We start from the raw sequence: 18,739 nt of genomic DNA on the forward strand, positions 1-18,739 counted from the left end.
TGGTTATCTGTCACTAATTTAGTTATTTATCATCAGTCACTTGCTGAGAGGTAACTGATTTTAACTTAAAAAACTAATGACTGACGACTAATGACTAATGACTAATAACTAAATGATAGTTCCATCAGGAATTGTGGCATTTTTCAGGACTACGATAATGCCGCTGCGGATGTAAAAACCTTGGTTTTCGCGGTTTGCTTCTTCCACTCGGTCTTTATTAATTATTTGAACATTGCGGCCAATGCGGGCATTTTTATCCACAATCGCCCGGCGAATTGTAGTATCTGCACCGATACCGAGGGCGACGCCGCCGCTGTCCAAACCCGAATGGCGTTCGGCGTCTGGTTCGTAGAAGTCAGCACCCATCACCAGAGTGTCTTGAATCGTACATCCAGCTTCTATACGCGATCGAACTCCCAACACAGAATGGTCGATTCGGCACTGTTTGAGAATGCAGCCTTCAGCAATAATCGATTCAGTCACGTGAGTATCTAAAAGCTTAGTCGGCGGCAAGAAACGCGGGCGAGTGTAAATAGGCGCCTTTTCATCGTAGAAACTGAAAGGAGGCTGAGGCTGTTTTGTTAGAGCCATGTTAGCATCGTAAAAAGCCTCAATGGTTCCGATATCTTCCCAGTAATCGTCAAACAAATAAGCTTGAACATTGTGGTCTTTTGCAGAAGCCGGAATAATCTCTTTACCAAAATCAGTTTGGTTGGGAGATTCTTTCAGGAGTTTAATCAGAACTTCTCTTTTGAAGACGTAAATCCCCATCGAAGCAATGTAAGGACTTTCCTGAGCCTGCTGCGCTGTCAGTCCCAGTGTAGTAGTATCCACCTGCATTTGTTTTAGCGCATCGCCTTTTGGCTTTTCGCTGAAAGAAACTATGCGGCCGGTGTCGTCGATTTTCATCAAACCAAAATCCGAGGCCCGCTTCTCGTCCATGGGCAAAACCGAGAGGGTGATATCGGCGTTGGTTTCGCGGTGTCTGTGCACAAACTTCTGGTAGTCCATGCGGTACAGGTGATCGCCCGAAAGAATCAAGTATTCATCAACGTCCCACTGTTCTAGCAGCGAGAGATATTGGCGAACTGCATCGGCTGTCCCTTGAAACCAGTTGGGGTTTTCCTGAGTTTGCTGGGCGGCGAGCACCTCGACAAATCCCTCGGTGAAGCCGGAAAACTGATAGGTGCGAGAGATGTGACGGTTGAGGGATGCCGAGTTGAATTGGGTTAGGACGTAGATTTTGACTATTTCGGAGTTGATGCAGTTGCTGACAGGAATATCGATGAGGCGATATTTGCCTGCGAGGGGAACTGCGGGTTTGGCTCGCAGTTTGGTTAGGGGGTAAAGGCGGGTGCCTACACCGCCACCGAGGATGATGGCTAAGACTTTTTTCAAGGAACTTTCTCCCTAGGGTCGATTAACTCTCCAAGTCCAGTGTCGGATGGTGAGGGCTTCTTGACAAGGGGGGGGAGCAAGGAAGTTTTGAGTTATGAGTTATGAGTTGAGTCGCTTACGCAGAAACTGGGTTGTTTAATCCAAATACTTCTTCAAACCTTCAATAAAAGCTAAAAAACCCAGTTTATGAGAGTTGGAGTGCGTCCGGGACTGGAGTTATGGCTTTTGAGTTGTGAGTTAAAATACCCATCAATCAATAATCGATATTTAAAAAAGTTTTGAGTTGTGAGTTAAAATACCCCTCCATAAATAAGGGCTGTTTAAGGAAAGAATAAGGGTTCTCCTGAGTTTGTGGTGATAAACAAACCGCATATCCTTACTCCAAGGGCATCACAGAATCGCGAACAGTTGTGTCTGATATCGTATTTACCATAAACCCAGGAGAGCCAGAATAAGGTTCGGGTTTTGGTTGTTAATAATAAGTTTTTTTGGGTCAATACTTCGGACAGTTTTAGATCGAGTCTAGTCTCCACAATCCTTACTGGCTATATAGTGCGCTATTCTTTCAAGGTTTAAGTCCAGCCCTAAGTTGCCTAAAATGCGTTAAAAATGGCAGGGCTTCCTCGGTAAGGCTTACAGGAGCTTTAAAAAACAGTCCTAACTATTGCTTACTCTCCTGATTTTAATCCTATTGAAATGTGGGGGTAGCAGCTTAAATCTTTTTTGCGAATGTTCTATCCCAAGGTCCCAGAGAGCGATCGGATCGTAGCAGTTGCCCTTAATTTGATGAACCCTAACCATTTAAAACATTGGTTCACTCATTGCTGCTACTGTAACTCATAACCTCGAAAAACGTTGTAAATTCCGTGTAATCGCGGATGGCAGCGCTGCAAAAATAGGGGAAACTGATAGATAGGTTAAATAAAAATGAGCGAAATAAACAAGGTCGCTGGCAGTTTCAGAAGCTCTGAATTCAAGGCTGTATCTACCCTTAAACTCACTTTTAGAGGACTGAATATGTTGGCTTCTTTAAGGGAAACGACTAGATCCTCGGAATACACAAATTCCCCATCCAAAAGCTTGGTATTCAAGGACTCCAGCATCAATGAAGGTGGATATTTTGTTTCCAAAATTTTGGCTGGGGAATCTGACTGCATCGATAAAATTACCTCGGCACTTCAAAAATATGCCTCTATCCTTAAAGAGATTGACAAAGTTCGCCCAATTTCTGAGCGTTCATCGGGCTAACTAAAATTAGGTTTTCTTATCCTCAGTTCAGATTACCTCGCTCCATACAGAAATGAATTGCCAAAAGCGCATAGTTATCAAATAAGTTGGATGAGATAACTCCGGGTGCATCTACCAATAATGCCCTTAATGGAGTCTCCAATATGAATTCTATATTCGCTCAAGTTAACTCACAATCTGCTTTTGAAAAACAGCCACTGCGCTCCTTAGTCTTCATTGACTCCGGCGTGGAAGATTACGAGGCAATTGTAGCGGGAGTGTTGCCGGGACAGCAGGTAGTAATACTCGATCGCACCAAAAACGGCATCGAACAAATTAGCTCTGAAATTGAACAATACGCCTCTACTAACGGGGCTATTGACTCGGTTCACATTATTTCTCATGGCAATTCTGGTAGCCTACAACTTGGCAATACTGCTCTGGGTTCACATAACATAGAGCAATACAAAAGCCAGTTGGAAAAGTGGCAAACTTCACTAGCCCCACAAGCAGACATCATGCTGTACGGCTGCGATGTAGCCGCGGGTACAGGTGCTAATTTCGTCGATCGCTTCAGTCAATTAACCGGGGCTGATATTGCGGCATCTAGCGATCGCACGGGCCGTGGTGGTAACTGGAATTTAGAGTTTACCAAGGGTGATATTGAAGCACCGCTAGCCTTGACTCCAGAGGCAATGGCGGATTACCAAGGAGCTTTAGCAACTATTACCGTTACTAACAGTAATGATAGCGGACCCGGTTCATTGAGAAGTGCGATCGCCTCCGCAGCGGCCGGCGATACCATTCAATTTGCCTCCACTCTTGCCAGCCAAACAATTACTCTCACTTCCGGCCAACTTGTCCTCAGCAAAAACTTGACAATTGATGCAGTTGGTGCAGCCAATTTAACCATCAGCGGCAACAATGCTTCGCGGGTTATCCTCACTGAAGGTTCAACCAATATTACTCTAAAAAACCTGATTGTTGCCAACGGCAAAGTTTCTGGTACTGATCCGAATAATCAGACAACTAGCGCCGGTGGTGGTATTCAAACAGGAGGTAGCAGCACTTTAACTTTAGAAAATTGCCAAGTCAATAATAATGTTGCCGGTTTTGGTGGTGGCATTTACACGGGTTTCCGCAGCACGACGACTGTAATTAACAGCAAGTTTAGCGGCAATGACGGTTCGCTAGCAGATAATACCGAACGCGGTGGCGGGGCGATCGCCACTAAAAGCGGCGGTGTTCTGACTATCAGAGATAGCGAATTTACCAACAACAAAGGCAGCTACGGCGGTGCTGTTAATAACCTGCTGGGCAGCATGACGATCGAAAATTCTAAATTCACTGGCAACGTGACAGATAAAGGCGTTGGCGGCGCAGTTTACGTCGATGGCGCTAATGCTTCGGGACCGAATGCAACCCCCGGGCCCATTGCCGGAACTATTGCTATCCGCAACAGCGTTTTTGATGGCAATATCGGAGCTAGAGAAGGAGGAGCGGGATTTTTATTTGGCTATTTTCAAGATAAGATAGTTTTGGAAAATAGCACTTTTATTAACAATAAAACTGTTAAGGATGCCGCAGGAGTTGGAGGTTTAGGAGGCGCCATTCGTCAGGGAAATGCGGATTTTACTGTAACAAACTGCACTTTTGCTAATAACCAAGCTGAAGATAGTGGTGGCGGTGTGTGGTCGGGAGGGAATGGAAACATCAGCATTGTCAACAGTACATTTTCCGGCAACAGCGCTGCTAAGCAGGGCGGAGCAATGCTTGTCGGTAACAGAGATTTCTTTTCGACTAACATCGTCAATTCGACTTTTGCTAAGAATACTGCTGAATTTTCGGGAGCTATTGCTACTTTTAACGATCCTGTGAAATCGCCAATTACTGTCAAAAATTCGATTTTTGATAGGAATACGGCAAGTAACTCTTTTAAAACTAGGCAGCACACTGGACGGGAGCTAATCGATGGGGGAAACAATCTTCAATTTCCCGCTAAACTGACGACGGGAGATCCTAATGATAGTAATGTTACGGCAAATGTGACAATCGCAGACCCGAAACTCGGCCCTTTGCAAAATATTAACGGCGCTTTCGTGCTGCCGCTGCTAGCAGGAAGTCCTGCTATTGATACCGGTACTGGTGTGGGCGCGCCGGCTGCGGATCAGCGCGGTGTGAGCCGCCCTCAAGATGGTGATAATAATGGAAGTGCGATCGTTGATATTGGCGCTTATGAATTTAACCCTACAGTCACGCCGACTCTTACTGGTTCTTTGGGTCAAACCAATAATTACAGCAGCATCAATGACCTAATTACACAATGGCCTACTGCCGCCCAGAATCAAGGCATCCAACTGTCTGGGATAGCTTTTGATGGGTTTGAAACTGACTACCTTAACCCTACAGTCATCAGCAACCTCACCTTAGCAACCAACGAAAACCCTAAAAGCTGGTTGAGCTACGGCAGTATCGGTGGTATTGGTGTTCCATCCTCTTATGATGGTTGGTTCACCGACGCCAAGAAAATTCGGGCGGAAATCAACCATAACCCCAACACCAATCAATCTCAGGCGCTGAAGGTGAAATGGGCAGATAACCAAGACATCACTAGCACAACGATCGACCTCAGTGGATTGAGCCCCAAAACAAGTCCAGGTTTGGGCGATCAAGGTAATGAAGTTGGTTTTCTGCAAATATTTAATAATGGGGTTCGGGTACCAGCTACCAATTTTACGATTGCTCGCCTCAACGCTCCGATCGCTCCAAAACCCATTACTGTGTCTTCAGATGGAGTGACTTTCATTGGCGATCGCACCGATGGCAGTTTCCAATTCAAGATAGATGCAAACCCTCTGGGTGGCGCTACTTTTGACGAACTGCGGTTCTCCACAAAAGCCTACGATAGCCCCACCGCTGCCTACGTGACCACCTCCTTCAAAAACGATGGTTCTGACTACCTAGTGCGAAAGATTGAATATCAAGGGATTTCTAATGTGACGCCGACGCCGACGCCATTTGACAGTCTCACGGGGTCTATGGATACTAATGCTGTGCCTCCGACTTTCTTCTTTTACGGTTCGTCTCCCGATCCTATTGCTGATGGTGGTTCTGGAAAGTTGACGATTAATCGGACTGGCAATACTTCGGTTCCGGCTTCAATCGACTTTTTGATTGTTGCTCCTAGTGGTGCTCAACCTGTGAACAACGTAGACTACAACATTAGTCCATTTGCTGTGAATCCTTCGGGAGGCACGGTGAACTTTAATGCCGGTCAAACTAGCGTTAGTTTGACTATTAACAATCTTCCTGGTTTGACTGGTGGGGTGGTGAATTTGGGCTTTGGTCCAGGTTCGATCGGCACTCCGGCATCGACTGCAATTACTCTGCTTTAAAGCTGTTAGTAGGGCGAGGAATCCTTGCTCTACTAATATCATGTCCGGTCGATTAACCATAATATAATCACGAGGAACACCACTCCCATCAAATAAAGAATGCCAAAACGAATTACGATTGCACCTCCTCTGAGTCCCGACGAAGCTCCAAGCTCGTCTCTGTCAAGCTAGAATAACCCCCCAGGCTCATCATTAACAGATTATTTGGCTGTTAGCGAGCGGAAAAAGTACCGCATTCGTAATAGCACTGACAGGTTATAGTCGTGGTTGGATTTATGAATTAGTCTAGGGCTACAACAATTTAGAACCTGAATCTCCAGGGAGATCAACAAGGCGTAAGCCATTTTGTTTATTTTTCTTAGTTTTTTGGTTTCTCTACTAATTCCACTAATAATTCAGCAGGAATGCGGTGCAGCCATTTTTGCAAACTAGCTCGGTCTAGAGTTTCCAACTTGCTCACAGCTTCCCCGACCAACCGCGTTTGATTATTATCATCCGAAACACTATCGACATTTTCTTGCCTTAATTGAGATTGGCAGAACTCTTCCTCAAAGGTAGCAATTTCATCTTCAGTCAGGTAAGAATCCCTCACCCAACCCGGTACCCAATCTTTCATCGAAATAACTTTAGTCACGGCTGCCTTCTGCACTCATTCGCTCATCCCATTAAGTATAGCTTCAATCCGAATCAACCTCCGTTCGTTGATGGGGAGTAAGTCTCTCCGTTCCATCGCCTCTACAGCATCGAGGTAGCATTCACTTTGAGTAGTTCCCAAGTGCATGGTTAACTTACCGTTGGGGAGAGAGCGAGAACGCGACTTCAACCTAAAATAGTAATAGCACTTACCTTTCTGGATGGAGGAATGCTTTTCAATAATCGCATCAGCCGGGGGAATCCAAGCCCTCTCTAATTCCTGCTGCTGGGAATGAAGTAGAGAACGGCACTTTTCTAAGTAATGGCGATCGCTGTTGTGGAGAATCAGAGGCAGAGCTTGAGAGTTGTGGGAAACGGTGTAGGTATTGTGTGCGAGGTAGGGGGCGGGTACGCCTAAAGTATCTTCAATTAAGTGTTTGAGTTCGGTGTGCGAGTAACACTTCTCAAACGTACCCCACCGCGTAATCATGCCATCGTTATAAGCAAAGCCCTCCTGATTCCTCGATCGCGGGCGTGATAGCGCTAACTACCAAAGTTTGGCGAGTGAGTCCGTAAGCATGGATAAGCACTTCACACCAAAGCAGGGGAGCTTCAATGGTACTTAGAACATAAAGCAGGGTAACAACATCAGCCGCTCTTTAGTATTATCAATCTCGTTTTCAAATTGAATTCATTTTTCGTGATGCTAAACAATTTACTGGTTTGTCCGATTGTCAATCTCTGAATAGCCAACGGCTTGATTTTCATTTTAATGCCAGTCTAATCGCCTTAAATTTAGCCAAGTATGACGCCTATAATCGTCACTCATCTGCCAATCCTTTCGTGTTTTCAATGGCTTCTTATAAACGCCGAGAACTCAACTGGCATCTACTTTATACATTTATTAGCAAGTTAGATTTAGACCCAAACTTGATTTTAAATCATCCTAACCTCCCCTCAGTCTTGTCTTATGGTACTCTAGCTGCTTAAAAACTGTCCGGAGTATTGTTGGGTAAATTCCCCGTTTTCGCAATTTCTCGATCGGGCTCATGGCGCTGTTGTTCTTTTTCAAGGCAGGTTGATCGCGCCGTATCACGCCCCAAGCGCGCTTGGGGCTTGGGTTTGAGCTCATTCTTTTTGCTAGCGTCCCTGTTATCTGAGTTTGTCCGACTCCACAGCAATCAGGAAGCGCCGCCCGCCGGGACGATAAATTTCTAGGTAGAGTCAGTTTTCAATCTTAGATTGACTGCAAATTTGTGTAATATTTTACAATTTGTCGATCGACAAAAAGGGATAAAATGTCTATTCTCTACCAAAAGTTAGATCCCCTCGAAACCTCTGCTACTGTAGCCTAAGCCGTAAAAGCTAGAAAAAGTGTATGCAAATTCAAACGCCGGACTGGGTTAAACACGCCGTATTCTACCAAATATTTCCCGATCGCTTCGCCAAAAGCAAACAGCCCCGCAAACGCCTGCTGCAAAACTTCATGTGGGAAGAATGGCACGAAATCCCCACCCTGCAAGGCTACAAAGGCGGGGACTTGTGGGGCGTTATGGAACAACTAGATTACTTGCAAGACATAGGCATTAACGCAATTTACTTCACCCCGATATTTCAGTCGGCCAGCAATCACCGCTACCATACCCACGACTACTATCAAGTTGATCCGATGTTGGGTGGCAATCCGGCTTTTAAAGAGCTTCTAGACGCAGCTCACGATCGCAATATCAAAGTTGTCCTCGACGGCGTATTCAACCACGCCAGCCGCGGCTTTTTCTTCTTTCACGACATCCTCGAAAACGGCCCCCATTCTCCTTGGGTAGATTGGTTTAAAGTTGAAGGCTGGCCGCTATCGGCCTACGACGGCAATTTTCCTGCTAATTATGCCGGTTGGGACGGGAATCGAGCACTTCCTGTATTCAATCACGAAAATCCAGAAGTGCGAGAATACATCATGGAAATCGCCGAATATTGGATTAAATTCGGCATTGACGGCTGGCGGCTGGACGTTCCTTTTGAAATTAAAACCCCGGGATTTTGGCAGGAATTTCGCGATCGAGTTAAAGCCATTAATCCCGAAGCTTACATTGTTGGAGAAGTTTGGGAAGATGCGAGAGAATGGCTCGATGGCACTCAATTTGACGGGGTGATGAATTATCTTTTTGCTGCGCCGACGATTGCTTTTGCAGCGGGGGACAGAGTTGATTTAGCTCAAATTGAAGGTCGTTCTTACCATCCCTATCCCGCGCTTTTTGCTAAAGAGTACGGCGACAAAATCCAGCACGTTTTGGAACTATACCCGTGGCCGATACAGCTAACTCAACTCAATTTGTTGGCCAGTCACGATACAGCTAGGTTGCTGTCAATTGCTGGGGGCGATAAACCTAGCGTCGAACTCGCTACTTTGCTGCTGTTAACTTTTCCGGGAGCTCCCAGCATTTACTACGGCGATGAAGTTGGTTTGCCCGGTGCTCTCGATCCCGATTCCCGCCGCAGTTTTCCCTTAGAAGCTTACTGGGAACTGGATGTTTTAGATTACCACAAGCAGTTGATAGCTTTGCGACACAAATACGCTGCCCTCCGCACAGGAGCTTACCAAATTCTGTTTGCGGAGGGAACGGTTTACGTTTTTGCCCGGATTTTGGGGGATGAGGAAATAGTTGTTGCTGTCAATGTCGCGACCGAAGCAGCTAATATTAGCTTTGAGCCAGCTAAGTTGAAATCTCCTCACGATAAATTGCTGTTCGGTAAAGGCGAGTTGGTTTGGAAAGGTGAAGGGGAAACTCGGCAGTTAGAATTGATGCTGCCGGCACGCTCTGGCTTGATTTTAGGTTCGGATAATTAGTTTAAAATGTAGGGTAATCTGCTGCCTGTACGCCTACATTTATAGCAGTAAGGTGCGCGCCTACATTTATAGCAGTAAGGTGCGCGCCTACATTTATTGGTGATTTGCCCCGCCTATTCTAAATTTATTAGAATTTATTATAGGCATCAGGTGCGCTAGGCGCACCCGAAATTTATCAGCGAAAATCAAAGTTTTATTCTGCTGCAACCATTGCTGGTAGTAGCACCGAATCAATGATATGAATGACGCCATTGTCGGCAAGAATATCGGCAGTGAGAACTTTAGCATCATTCACTTTAATGCCGTCAGAAGTATCAATTCCCACCACAGAACCTTCCACTGTTTCAGCAGAACTTAACTCAAGTAAGTTCTCCGTTAGTACCTCACCAAACAGAATGTGATAGGTCAGAATTTTCTGGAGCTTGGGTATGTCTTCCAGCCAAGAGGCAATAGTGTTTGTAGGAATTTTGGCAAATGCCTCATCAGTTGGTGCTAAGACGGTGTAGGGACCAGGACTTTGCAATAAATCTAACAAACCAGCCGCTTCAATAACAGTTACGAGTGTTTTGAAAGAGCCGGCATTGGTGGCAGTCTCGACAATATCAGCCATGATGTTTTTCAGGAGTGCAAATAGCAGAAAATGAATCAGAGGCGACAATCATTTTAGCAATTTACAAATAGCAGAAAATGAATCGGAGGGATGATGATTATTTTACTCATTAGTAAGTTATTTGGGTTGCCGGCCCTGATGGCTCGGCCCGATCGACCTTTTTGACTTATACTTGGGTCGCCTCCTCCCCCTTGCGAAAAAACTGCTTTAAAATCTCTCCGGGCTCTCTGTCCCAGGTGTCGATATGTTCGTAAATTAAGCCCTCTTTATCCAGTTTATAAGTAGAGTAGCCGTTAAAAAAAATCCGAGCTTTCCAGGGAACCCGCAGTGTCCCGCGGACAGTCCAATTTGCCACAATAGTATCATGGGCCGTCTGACTTACGTCGTGCAGGTCGAAGTAAATCTCGTTAAAGAATAGCTGCCCGTGAAATCGCAGAGTCCAAAAGATAATGCGATAGTTGATTTTTCCTTTAAATTTGTTAACAGGGTCTTGAAAATAAACATCTTTTGTGTAGATGTCGTAGGAGATGTCTTTTTCAAAAAGCGTCGGGAGATCCGCTTTCATGGTGTCTACTGCTTGTTCTACCTGCATTTGATATTCGATCGCGCTCAAACTACCACCTTGTGACAGTATTAATTTATAACTTTAAATGAATAATCTCGATCGGCAGCGGGATGAGCAAAAAATTGATACTTCATCCAGCTCTAATCTTACCTCTAATTATATTGTCCCCGCTGGCCTTTCTGCTGACCCGGACTTGCGACATCGAAACCTTGGCACAGATTTGACAGAACACCCCCACTCCTCTGAAATTCTCGCAGAAATCAACAGCGGCAAGCTGTTGATGGTAGATAGCCGTCGCCGGAACGGCCTAATTTTGATTAAACGCTTCCACGCGGAGTTTGCCGGGCCTGGGGCTGCCGTTGGGGGCGCTTTTGATGTTGACTCTCAGCAGGCGATTCCCGTGGGTGATTTTTGTTTGGTTTGCCCTCACTCTGCCGAAGAAATACAGAAAGCTTTTGGAATTCGGCGGCAGTGGGTGCGGTTAATGGAACAGTTAACGGCAAAGCCGGCAGCTTTGGAACGCGCACAAATGGTTTTAACTCAGTTTGAACAATATTTGGATCCGGAAACGGTGGCACAAATTCCCGATGAAGCTTTGGCACTTTTAGTAGGCGTATTTCCCCAAACCATTCGCGCGGCGCGACAAGGAAATGATCTAGGATGAAAATATTTGATCTATTTCCTAATTCTAGCCTGTGGCTGCAAACTATCGAATCAGAATTAAGGACACCCTAACTCTTCTCTCATCCGCTGACAATGCTGTGTTATACTAACCGACAAAGCATCAATATCGAGCGGAGTATTCCCTACAGGAAGCTTGGTGGCAAAAGTGCGACCCAGGTGCAATCTATCCCATACAGAACGTTTTTGCCCTGCTCGCCCACTGCCAGGGTCATGTATCCCGAATCCCGAGATTTCTCTATTCCAAACAGGGCTGAAGTGACGGATCAACACTGCTTCTCCCCATGAAACTAAATCGATTTCCATCGGCGCGACTTTGAAGGCAAAATCCTCTATTTTGAGATTGTCTACAGCTTCGATAGATTTTCTATGCTCTAACAAGCGTCCGTAAAGAGTGTTGCCAATAGTTGTACGCCCCGTCCGACGACCTCCCGGAGCTGCTTTGCCTACATAGATTGGCAAACAGCACTTATTCAAGTTTGCCTGTTTAATTAGGTTATACATTGAGAAGTCGCCCTGGTAGTACAGCAAATATGCTCCGCAATATTCGCTCAAATCGTTCCTGAAGCGAGCGAGTTCCTGAAGATTGTAACAATTTTGCCTGCCACAGAAAGCGATTAAGTTTTCTTGTAAATCTGGCGGGACTCTAAATACTTCGAGCATGGAGTAAATTCTCAAATCTAAAATCTCAAATTGATTGACTAAACTCTCGCTGTTCTAACTGTCTCCAGCCGCGCTTTAATGCTAGAGGCAATAACCTCTGCCAAAGCGACTGGGACAGCATTCCCCAACTGCTTCATAGTTTCTGTCCAACTGTGAGGAAAGAAGTATTCGTCAGGGAAAGTTTGCAGTCTAGCAGCTTCGCGAAGCGTAAAGTAACGCACCTGTCCCGTGGGATCAACTAACATATTTTCTCCTCCAGGAACCCCGTGAACTCCTGCTTTTAAAGTTTTAGCTGGTTCATCTAACAAGCTGCCCGTATGGCCTGGATACTTTCGGGCTCCGGGTATAAAAATGTGATTTAGTACGCTGTTTTGGCTTTCTTTATTGCCTTGTTGTGGTAAGTCCGAAATGGCATCCCGTACAGTGCGCCAAGGCTGTTTTTGAGGTGGAAACAAGTTGAACTGAAGATTGAATATGCGCGAGGAAAGCTTGCTAGGTATGTCTGGACGATCGCTTTTAGAGATTTGATTGCGCTCCCAATAATTGCCAGTCACCCATTGCTCCCAATGCAAGGCTTCCTGAGAACAAGTCGGTTCAGGAAAAGACCACTCTAATCCTAAATCAGAGCGAAAACCTACAATAAAAACCCTTTCGCGCTTTTGGGGAATGCCGTAGTCTGCCGCGTTGAGTAAGCGAAACACTACACGGTATGATAGTCCGTCACCGCGACCGGCGGTATGATGCTGTTCTAACCGGGACAGGTGATGGGGCCAATCCTCATCCAGTCTTTGTACAACTTCTGGATAAGTGAGTTGTAGGACAATATACTCAAAATATTTAGTGAAGGAGGAACGCAATAAACCTTTAACATTTTCGATAACAAATGCCTTGGGTTTGAGCTCTCGCACGGCCCGAAAAAAGTGCGGAAACATATTTCGATCGTCCTCACTCCCGCAGTGTTTTCCTCCTACAGAAAAAGGCTGACACGGCGGCCCTCCAGTTAGGAGGTCTACCCCCTCTTTGAGTTCTAGCGATGTAAAATCGAATTTAGCGATATCTGTTTCAAAAACAGACCAGTTGGCGATCGCTTTTACACCCCGCCGCTGATTTTCTCGAATTGTCTCGCAGGCATTTTTGTCCAGCTCGATAACTGCTTTGTGACAAAAGCCTGCTTTTGATACGCCTATTGCTAAGCCTCCTGCTCCGCTGAAGAGTTCTACAGAGTTCATTATTAGCATTGTATTGAGCAACGGTGGATATTAATTTTAATCTAAAATCGCTGCGATTCGATCGACTGTTCGCTGATTTTCCTCGGGACTGCCCACCGTAATTCGCAAACCTCCCCCAGTATGCCGAATTAAAGTACCTCGCTCTTTGAGCTGCTGCATGATTTGTTTGTGTTGAGTTTCTGCTAAATTAAGATCGCCCGCTTTCACCCGCAGGTAAACGAAGTTAGCCACACTCGGCCAAACTTGCAATTTTTGATGCTGAGTTAGCGCTGCAATTAATTTGGCTCTTTCTGATAGAGTTTCGGGAATGGTTGCTAACAATAACTGCCGCTGCGCTAGGGCTAACTCCGCTGCTGTTTGCGAGAAATTGGGAAGGTTGTAGGGGAGACGAATTTTTTCTAAGGTGGCGGTGAGTTCGGGATGGGCGATCGCATATCCGACTCTCATTGACGCTAATCGAAATGCTTTGGAAAATGTGCGTAAAATTATCCAATTCGGGTGATGGTGCAATTGGTCTGCTAAAGTATTTTGGCTGAATTCAAAATAGGCTTCGTCAATTACTACTAATATTTCTGAAGGCAAATTTTCCAGCCATTCTATTTCATCTAGTGTCAAAGCATTGGCGGTGGGGGAATTGGGATGAACGACAAAGACGACGCGCACGGGGGGATTTTGATTTTGGGCGTTAGCGCAGCCCTCGGAGAGGATCGCCCTTTTAGCCGCCTCGATATCGATTTCAAAATTCTCCTCTTTCCGCTCAACACTCACCACGGGAATGCCGAGGGTTTGGGCGATTATTCCATACATCGAAAAGGTGGGATTCGCTACCAAAATAGAGCCTTGCCCACCTAAACAAGTAGCTATTAAGAGCGATCGAATTAGTTCGTCGGAACCGTTGCCCACAGAAATATTGTCGGCTGTAATGGCGGTTTTTTGCAGTGCAACCCCCCCTAGCCGGGGGATTGTGATTGATTCATTGACATATTGGGCGATCGCCTCTTTGAGCGCTGCGTGGCCTCCGTCGGGATAGCGATTTGTCTCAATTAACTGCTGGTAAGTCCAAGCTAGCTTTTTTTTTAATTCCTCGGGCAAGTCGTAGGGGCATTCGTTGGTATCGAGGCGATCGATCGCACTTTCCGAGTGCGCTGGTTCTCCTGACGCGCCGCCCTGATGGGGAGTGTATGCGCTAAGTTCGGCTAAATCTTTTCTGATAAAGGGAAGCATGGTATAATTTACGACTTTTTATTTTAGATAATCAGCTTACAAGCATCTGAACTTAGCATAGAGCTTCTTCTATCTCGAAAGCAAGAGGAGAGGGGGGATTTAGTTTCTGTCGATCGATTGATGCGTCGGCTGGGGCAAATTGATTATTTTGATAAAGTAACTGCTGATATTTGGAGACCGAGTATGAAAGTCAAGCATTCCGATATATCTAAAAATACCGCTGCTACCCTCATAGCTTTGAGTTTGGCTGTTCTCCCTTCAGCTATGCCTGCCTCAGCTCAAACTAACTCAGCTCCCGCCCAGAACAATACTAATTCTAATGGAGTTGTACTAGACAGAACTCCCTTTCAAGAAAGCAAAAACGACAACAATCATTGGGGTGCTTTGGGTTTGTTGGGCATCCTCGGTTTGGCGAATCTGTTTCGCAAGGATGAACCTAAACGCTACCGCGATCCGATGGGCGAATAAATTTTTAAACATCGCACAAGCCAAAAACCACGTCAACTTTCCTGGCTCCAGAAACCGGGTTTTTTACGAAACAACTGGATTATTACCTTTAATCCTGACAAAAAACCCGGTTTCTTTGATAGTAAGGGGCATTTTGGCCACAAACTTTATTCAATCGCGCCACAAAGCAATCCCGCCCAATAAACCGCTGACATTCGGTACTATTTTAACCTGGGGGGGTAAATCAAAAACAATCTTTTTAGTATTGCCGCCGCCGATGTAAATCCGATCGCAGTTAAAGAGATTTTGCACAGATGTGAGCGCTTTTTCCAGACGGCGATTCCATCTTTTGGAACCGACTGTATCTAATGCCGATCTCCCTAATTGCTGTTCGTAAGTTTCCCCTTTGCGAAACGGGTGATGTCCTAATTCTAGATTTGGCACCAAGATACCATCGACAAATAAGGCAGAACCAAAACCGGTGCCAAGGGTAATTACTAATTCTACCCCCGTCCCAGCAATTGCTCCCAATCCTTGAATATCGGCATCGTTAGCCACTCGCACAGGTTTTCCCAAGCGATCTTTGAGGGTAGTTTCTAGGTCAAAATCTATCCAAGACGGATCTAAATTCACTGCGGTTTTGATGACGCCTAGACGCACGACACCGGGAAAACCGACGGATACTCGGTCAAATTCCCCTTGTCCGCTGGCTAAAGACGCGATCGCCTCTAGTACGGGTTCAGGTTTCGGCGGTTGAGGCGTTTCTAAACGGCTGCGTTCCGTTTGGGGTTCGCCTTCATCGTCCAAAACCATAACTTTGATGCCACTTCCGCCAATGTCAACGGCTAAGGTGCGAGTCGATCGATCTTGTTGAGTCATTTGAGTGTTAAGACTTGCAAGTTGGTCAAATTTTAATTTTTGAATTGGCAAAACTTTTGAATCGCTTCCCACATTTCCGCTAGGACATTTCCCAAAGAATGATCATCTTCTAATTCAATTAATTGCACCCAGGGACGGTTAGCGGCAAAATCTCTGCTAGCTTGAATCGGTATTATTGTATCATGCTTGCCGTGAAGAATTAACGTAGGGACTGAGCGCATTAATTTTTCTTCAGGGTATTGAGCCATATCTGCCACAAACTGATAATTCAGCGGCAGATAACGTTGTTCGCCGTAGTGGTAAACGGGCAGATATTTCTCAGACTGCCACTTTTCTAACTGTTGCTGTCCCAACAGTGGTAGCCAGTGGGAGATAAATTGAAAAGCCGGTGCTAACAAAACTATTTGCTTTACTGACAATTGTCGCTGGGCCAACCAAGCCGCTGTCAGTCCCCCAAAACTAGACCCAATTATTGTAACTTCCCCTAGATTTTTTATATTTTCTGTGGGAGATTGGGAGGATTGGGTTAGCAAAAATTCTGTTTCTATTTGGGTTAATTGGCGGGTGAGAGTGAGGCCGGAAAAATCGTTTTGATTCAGATCGGGAGTTTTTAGGTCAATTCCTAGGTAAGAAAAGCCCTCTCGGAAATATTTAGCCTTAGCTGAATCGGGACTTGAAGCAAATCCGTGTAAATAAATGTAAGTCGAATCCTTCTGTAAATTCATCCAAAAATTTTCATGAGACTTCCCAACTAATTATTCTAACTTAATATGAGTTATTAAATAAAAAAATCCAACCGCTAAGTAGATGAAAATATATACTGATTTTCCGAAGAGATAAAGCAATCGAATAGACGTGAAATTGCTGCGCCTTGAGACTACTTTCCCGAAGATATAAAACCCTTGCATAGATGACAGAAAAGCAGCGTTTCTCCCTGCCTGCATTTATTGATTTATACCTGCTTACAATGAATCGCAGAGTGCGCTACGCACCCTGCGATTCACTCAAAACTACTCGTCAATTACTGCGGTTTTTGACTACTGCGGTTTTTGACCGTTTTGCATCCGGTTTTTAGCAGTTTGTCGGCGCTGCTGCATCATTTGAGCTAATTGGCTGCGCTGTTCGGACGTGAGCACTTCTCGCATTGCGAGCGTACTTTCAAATTGCACCTCTTCCAACTGCTGCCTCAATCCTATTATTTGACGGTGTTTTTCGCGTATTTCGCTAGCATTTGCCGTGCCGGACATCATCGTTTCCAATTCTTGTCTGGCTTGGCGGACTGCTTGCATCCGTTGGGAAACTTGGTCTTTGTACCGATCGCGAACTGCCTGCATTTGCTGCTTTTGGTCTGCGCTTAAATTCAGTTTCTCGAACATCCCACCTTCCTTGCCAGCGGGTCGATTGGGACGCTGATTTTGTGCAATTGTTTCCGGTTCTAGGGGATTAGGAACTGCTATTGCTGTGGCTGTGCTACCGAGAGTCAGCATTAAAACGGCTAGGGCAGATATACGACGAATTGACATGAAAATTGCCTCTTTGATATTACTTATTTGTTGGCGGTTGACTGTCAGCACCCGGGCTGACAGTCAACCAGTCTGTTTGTGAGCGATCGGTCATACTTTCTTGGGGAGAATCATGGAGAACACCCTCCCAGTTAGTAACTAAAAATGCTTCTAATTGAGCTGTTTCCTTATCTGGCAATTGTGCAGTCTCAAACGGACGGTAGCCAGCAGACCAAAGAACTAGCAGACCAGCAGCAATGGCAGAGGATACAGCCCACTTAGAAACCGAGGAGATTTTTAACCTGTAATCCGACTTAGCTGAGACACTTAATCGCGTTTTTTTGCGGTGGGGTTCATTAACAAGGCTCGCCTGATTACTTTCTATTGCTGCTAAAATTTTTAGCTCTAAATCTGGTGCAGCTTCAGGAATATTTGGGCGATGTTGCTTCAAAAAATTAACTAACTCTTGGTCGCTCCTGGGGTTATTCATAGCTCGCTGACACCTTCTTTTTGCAAAAATTGCCGCACAGCATTTCTGGCATAAAACACGCGAGATTTGACGGTTCCCGCAGGCAGTCCCAAAATTTGGGCTACTTCTTTTTGCGGGATGTCTTCTAAGTCGTGCAGCACCAAAACGCTGCGGTGTTCAAAGCTCAATTGCTCCAGTCCCCGCTGCACTAAATCTTGATAGTGCAACTGCATCAAGTCCGATGTGTTATCTTTGAGAATAACCCGATCCATTGTTTCTTGATTTTTGAGTTGGGAGTCAAAAGAATGCTGTTTAGCGAATGCTTGTCTTTGGTCGGAAGCCACATTCCAAGTGATTCGATAAAGCCAAGTAGAAAAGTTTTCCTGGTGCTTGAGTTTGGGCAATCCTTTCCAGACTCGCAGGAATACTTCTTGTGCTAAATCGTCAATAAGTGACGGGCCGCAGAGTTGGTAAAGGGTTGACCTGACTTTGTGTTGGTAGCGTTTGTAAAGGTAGCGAAAGCAAGTGCGATCGCCCTTTAAACATTGAGCAACTAAGTCCGAGTCGGAACAGTCATCGATTAAAACATTGGCTGGCACACCTAACACCTGTGAAGTCTCCCTCACCAGTTCGTTATCTGAAGGGTTTAGACAGGACGATCGCAAAAAAGGTTCAAAGGATTTAAAATTTTTTTCGACGAGGCGGTAGGTAGGGAAACGGCACTGGCGTGTCCTGATTTTTCCTGTAATTAACGGGTTCCGAGGTGTAAAGCCTGGAAACCCAGATCCAGAGTCCGAGCCTTGGTTGAGAAAATGGACGCTCTGACTCGCCCCAGAAGCGTTACTTTCGCTAAGCGCCTAGTAACAAGTAAAACCAGTAAAAATTTGCTTAGCGGGTAGATACTGTATTGACCTGTCAAGGGGTTGTGGATAAAAAGTTTGGGTCAAAAGGCTTTTGGGATTTTAAGATCCC

19 protein-coding genes are annotated in these 18,739 nt (G+C 45.5%); 6 read left to right on the forward strand and 13 right to left on the reverse strand.

What is annotated here, in order from left to right; all coding sequences use genetic code 11:
- Positions 1-108: 108 nt before the first annotated feature.
- Complete coding sequence (locus QUA40_RS17275) at positions 109-1,398, reverse strand: glucose-1-phosphate adenylyltransferase (RefSeq protein WP_333127921.1); 1,290 nt, start codon at positions 1,396-1,398, stop codon at positions 109-111.
- A 1,017-nt stretch (positions 1,399-2,415) separates the two neighbouring features.
- Between QUA40_RS17275 and QUA40_RS17280 the strand changes: the two genes are divergently transcribed.
- Entirely contained in the window at positions 2,416-2,646 is a 231-nt protein-coding gene (locus QUA40_RS17280) for a hypothetical protein (RefSeq protein ID WP_333127923.1), read from the forward strand.
- A gap of 143 nt (positions 2,647-2,789) precedes the next feature.
- Positions 2,790-6,020, forward strand: coding sequence for a DUF4347 domain-containing protein (locus QUA40_RS17285; protein WP_333127925.1), 3,231 nt, complete (start codon positions 2,790-2,792; stop codon positions 6,018-6,020).
- Positions 6,021-6,378: 358 nt separating this feature from the next.
- Here the strand turns inward: QUA40_RS17285 and QUA40_RS17290 are convergent, their stop codons facing one another.
- Positions 6,379-6,654 carry a hypothetical protein gene (locus QUA40_RS17290; protein WP_333127927.1) on the reverse strand — a complete coding sequence of 92 codons (276 nt, stop codon included), beginning with the start codon at positions 6,652-6,654 and terminating at the stop codon, positions 6,379-6,381.
- 15 nt (positions 6,655-6,669) lie between these two features.
- A complete protein-coding gene (locus QUA40_RS17295; protein WP_333127929.1) occupies positions 6,670-7,143 on the reverse strand; it encodes a hypothetical protein in 474 nt (157 codons plus the stop codon).
- A gap of 362 nt (positions 7,144-7,505) precedes the next feature.
- On the opposite strand from QUA40_RS17295, the gene QUA40_RS17300 reads away from it, so the two are divergent.
- Positions 7,506-7,643, forward strand: coding sequence for a hypothetical protein (locus QUA40_RS17300; protein ID WP_333127931.1), 138 nt, complete (start codon positions 7,506-7,508; stop codon positions 7,641-7,643).
- 388 nt (positions 7,644-8,031) lie between these two features.
- Positions 8,032-9,498, forward strand: coding sequence for a glycoside hydrolase family 13 protein (locus tag QUA40_RS17305; protein ID WP_333127933.1), 1,467 nt, complete (start codon positions 8,032-8,034; stop codon positions 9,496-9,498).
- 193 nt (positions 9,499-9,691) lie between these two features.
- On the opposite strand, the gene QUA40_RS17310 is transcribed toward QUA40_RS17305, so the two are convergent.
- Together QUA40_RS17310 and QUA40_RS17315 are read right to left on the reverse strand one after the other, a co-directional pair.
- A complete protein-coding gene (locus QUA40_RS17310) occupies positions 9,692-10,108 on the reverse strand; it encodes a fasciclin domain-containing protein (protein WP_333127935.1) in 417 nt (138 codons plus the stop codon).
- A 166-nt stretch (positions 10,109-10,274) separates the two neighbouring features.
- Entirely contained in the window at positions 10,275-10,700 is a 426-nt protein-coding gene (locus QUA40_RS17315; RefSeq protein ID WP_333127956.1) for a DUF2358 domain-containing protein, read from the reverse strand.
- 58 nt (positions 10,701-10,758) lie between these two features.
- On the opposite strand from QUA40_RS17315, the gene QUA40_RS17320 reads away from it, so the two are divergent.
- Positions 10,759-11,337, forward strand: a complete 579-nt coding sequence (locus QUA40_RS17320) for a hypothetical protein (protein ID WP_333127937.1) — start codon at positions 10,759-10,761, stop codon at positions 11,335-11,337.
- Between the two features lie 56 nt (positions 11,338-11,393).
- Here the strand turns inward: QUA40_RS17320 and QUA40_RS17325 are convergent, their stop codons facing one another.
- From QUA40_RS17325 to QUA40_RS17335, 3 genes are read right to left on the reverse strand one after another with little or no spacing between them, the layout of a single operon-like run.
- Positions 11,394-12,017, reverse strand: a complete 624-nt coding sequence (locus tag QUA40_RS17325) for an Eco29kI family restriction endonuclease (protein ID WP_333127939.1) — start codon at positions 12,015-12,017, stop codon at positions 11,394-11,396.
- A gap of 38 nt (positions 12,018-12,055) precedes the next feature.
- Entirely contained in the window at positions 12,056-13,246 is a 1,191-nt protein-coding gene (locus QUA40_RS17330; protein WP_333127941.1) for a DNA cytosine methyltransferase, read from the reverse strand.
- 36 nt (positions 13,247-13,282) lie between these two features.
- Positions 13,283-14,470, reverse strand: coding sequence for a histidinol-phosphate transaminase (locus QUA40_RS17335; RefSeq protein ID WP_333127943.1), 1,188 nt, complete (start codon positions 14,468-14,470; stop codon positions 13,283-13,285).
- 183 nt (positions 14,471-14,653) lie between these two features.
- Here QUA40_RS17335 and QUA40_RS17340 point away from each other — a divergent pair, with 183 nt between their 5' ends.
- Complete coding sequence (locus QUA40_RS17340; protein WP_333127944.1) at positions 14,654-14,938, forward strand: WGxxGxxG family protein; 285 nt, start codon at positions 14,654-14,656, stop codon at positions 14,936-14,938.
- A gap of 150 nt (positions 14,939-15,088) precedes the next feature.
- Here the strand turns inward: QUA40_RS17340 and QUA40_RS17345 are convergent, their stop codons facing one another.
- The 5 genes from QUA40_RS17345 to QUA40_RS17365 form a co-directional block, all read right to left on the reverse strand.
- Positions 15,089-15,796, reverse strand: a complete 708-nt coding sequence (locus QUA40_RS17345) for an ROK family protein (RefSeq protein ID WP_333127946.1) — start codon at positions 15,794-15,796, stop codon at positions 15,089-15,091.
- A 32-nt stretch (positions 15,797-15,828) separates the two neighbouring features.
- Complete coding sequence (locus QUA40_RS17350; RefSeq protein ID WP_333127948.1) at positions 15,829-16,521, reverse strand: YqiA/YcfP family alpha/beta fold hydrolase; 693 nt, start codon at positions 16,519-16,521, stop codon at positions 15,829-15,831.
- A 312-nt stretch (positions 16,522-16,833) separates the two neighbouring features.
- Entirely contained in the window at positions 16,834-17,319 is a 486-nt protein-coding gene (locus QUA40_RS17355) for a Spy/CpxP family protein refolding chaperone (protein ID WP_333127950.1), read from the reverse strand.
- Between the two features lie 19 nt (positions 17,320-17,338).
- Positions 17,339-17,788, reverse strand: a complete 450-nt coding sequence (locus tag QUA40_RS17360) for a hypothetical protein (RefSeq protein ID WP_333127952.1) — start codon at positions 17,786-17,788, stop codon at positions 17,339-17,341.
- Complete coding sequence (locus QUA40_RS17365) at positions 17,785-18,375, reverse strand: sigma-70 family RNA polymerase sigma factor (RefSeq protein ID WP_333127954.1); 591 nt, start codon at positions 18,373-18,375, stop codon at positions 17,785-17,787. Before QUA40_RS17365 ends, QUA40_RS17360 begins: the two co-directional genes overlap by 4 nt.
- Positions 18,376-18,739: the final 364 nt, after the last annotated feature.

This window comes from Microcoleus sp. Pol11C3, assembly GCF_036701485.1.
GTDB lineage: Bacteria > Cyanobacteriota > Cyanobacteriia > Cyanobacteriales > Microcoleaceae > Microcoleus.

Excerpts from the sequence above, each read along its gene's own strand:
- QUA40_RS17280 (WP_333127923.1), top strand. The coding sequence starts at position 2,416 with ATGTTGGCTTCTTTAAGGGAAACGACTAGATCCTCGGAATACACAAAT.
- QUA40_RS17285 (WP_333127925.1), top strand. The coding sequence starts at position 2,790 with ATGAATTCTATATTCGCTCAAGTTAACTCACAATCTGCTTTTGAAAAA.
- QUA40_RS17295 (WP_333127929.1), bottom strand. The coding sequence starts at position 7,143 with ATGATTACGCGGTGGGGTACGTTTGAGAAGTGTTACTCGCACACCGAA.
- QUA40_RS17300 (WP_333127931.1), top strand. The coding sequence starts at position 7,506 with ATGGCTTCTTATAAACGCCGAGAACTCAACTGGCATCTACTTTATACA.
- QUA40_RS17305 (WP_333127933.1), top strand. The coding sequence starts at position 8,032 with ATGCAAATTCAAACGCCGGACTGGGTTAAACACGCCGTATTCTACCAA.
- QUA40_RS17310 (WP_333127935.1), bottom strand. The coding sequence starts at position 10,108 with ATGGCTGATATTGTCGAGACTGCCACCAATGCCGGCTCTTTCAAAACA.
- QUA40_RS17315 (WP_333127956.1), bottom strand. The coding sequence starts at position 10,700 with ATGCAGGTAGAACAAGCAGTAGACACCATGAAAGCGGATCTCCCGACG.
- QUA40_RS17320 (WP_333127937.1), top strand. The coding sequence starts at position 10,759 with ATGAATAATCTCGATCGGCAGCGGGATGAGCAAAAAATTGATACTTCA.
- QUA40_RS17325 (WP_333127939.1), bottom strand. The coding sequence starts at position 12,017 with ATGCTCGAAGTATTTAGAGTCCCGCCAGATTTACAAGAAAACTTAATC.
- QUA40_RS17330 (WP_333127941.1), bottom strand. The coding sequence starts at position 13,246 with ATGAACTCTGTAGAACTCTTCAGCGGAGCAGGAGGCTTAGCAATAGGC.
- QUA40_RS17335 (WP_333127943.1), bottom strand. The coding sequence starts at position 14,470 with ATGCTTCCCTTTATCAGAAAAGATTTAGCCGAACTTAGCGCATACACT.
- QUA40_RS17340 (WP_333127944.1), top strand. The coding sequence starts at position 14,654 with ATGAAAGTCAAGCATTCCGATATATCTAAAAATACCGCTGCTACCCTC.
- QUA40_RS17345 (WP_333127946.1), bottom strand. The coding sequence starts at position 15,796 with ATGACTCAACAAGATCGATCGACTCGCACCTTAGCCGTTGACATTGGC.
- QUA40_RS17350 (WP_333127948.1), bottom strand. The coding sequence starts at position 16,521 with ATGAATTTACAGAAGGATTCGACTTACATTTATTTACACGGATTTGCT.
- QUA40_RS17355 (WP_333127950.1), bottom strand. The coding sequence starts at position 17,319 with ATGTCAATTCGTCGTATATCTGCCCTAGCCGTTTTAATGCTGACTCTC.
- QUA40_RS17360 (WP_333127952.1), bottom strand. The coding sequence starts at position 17,788 with ATGAATAACCCCAGGAGCGACCAAGAGTTAGTTAATTTTTTGAAGCAA.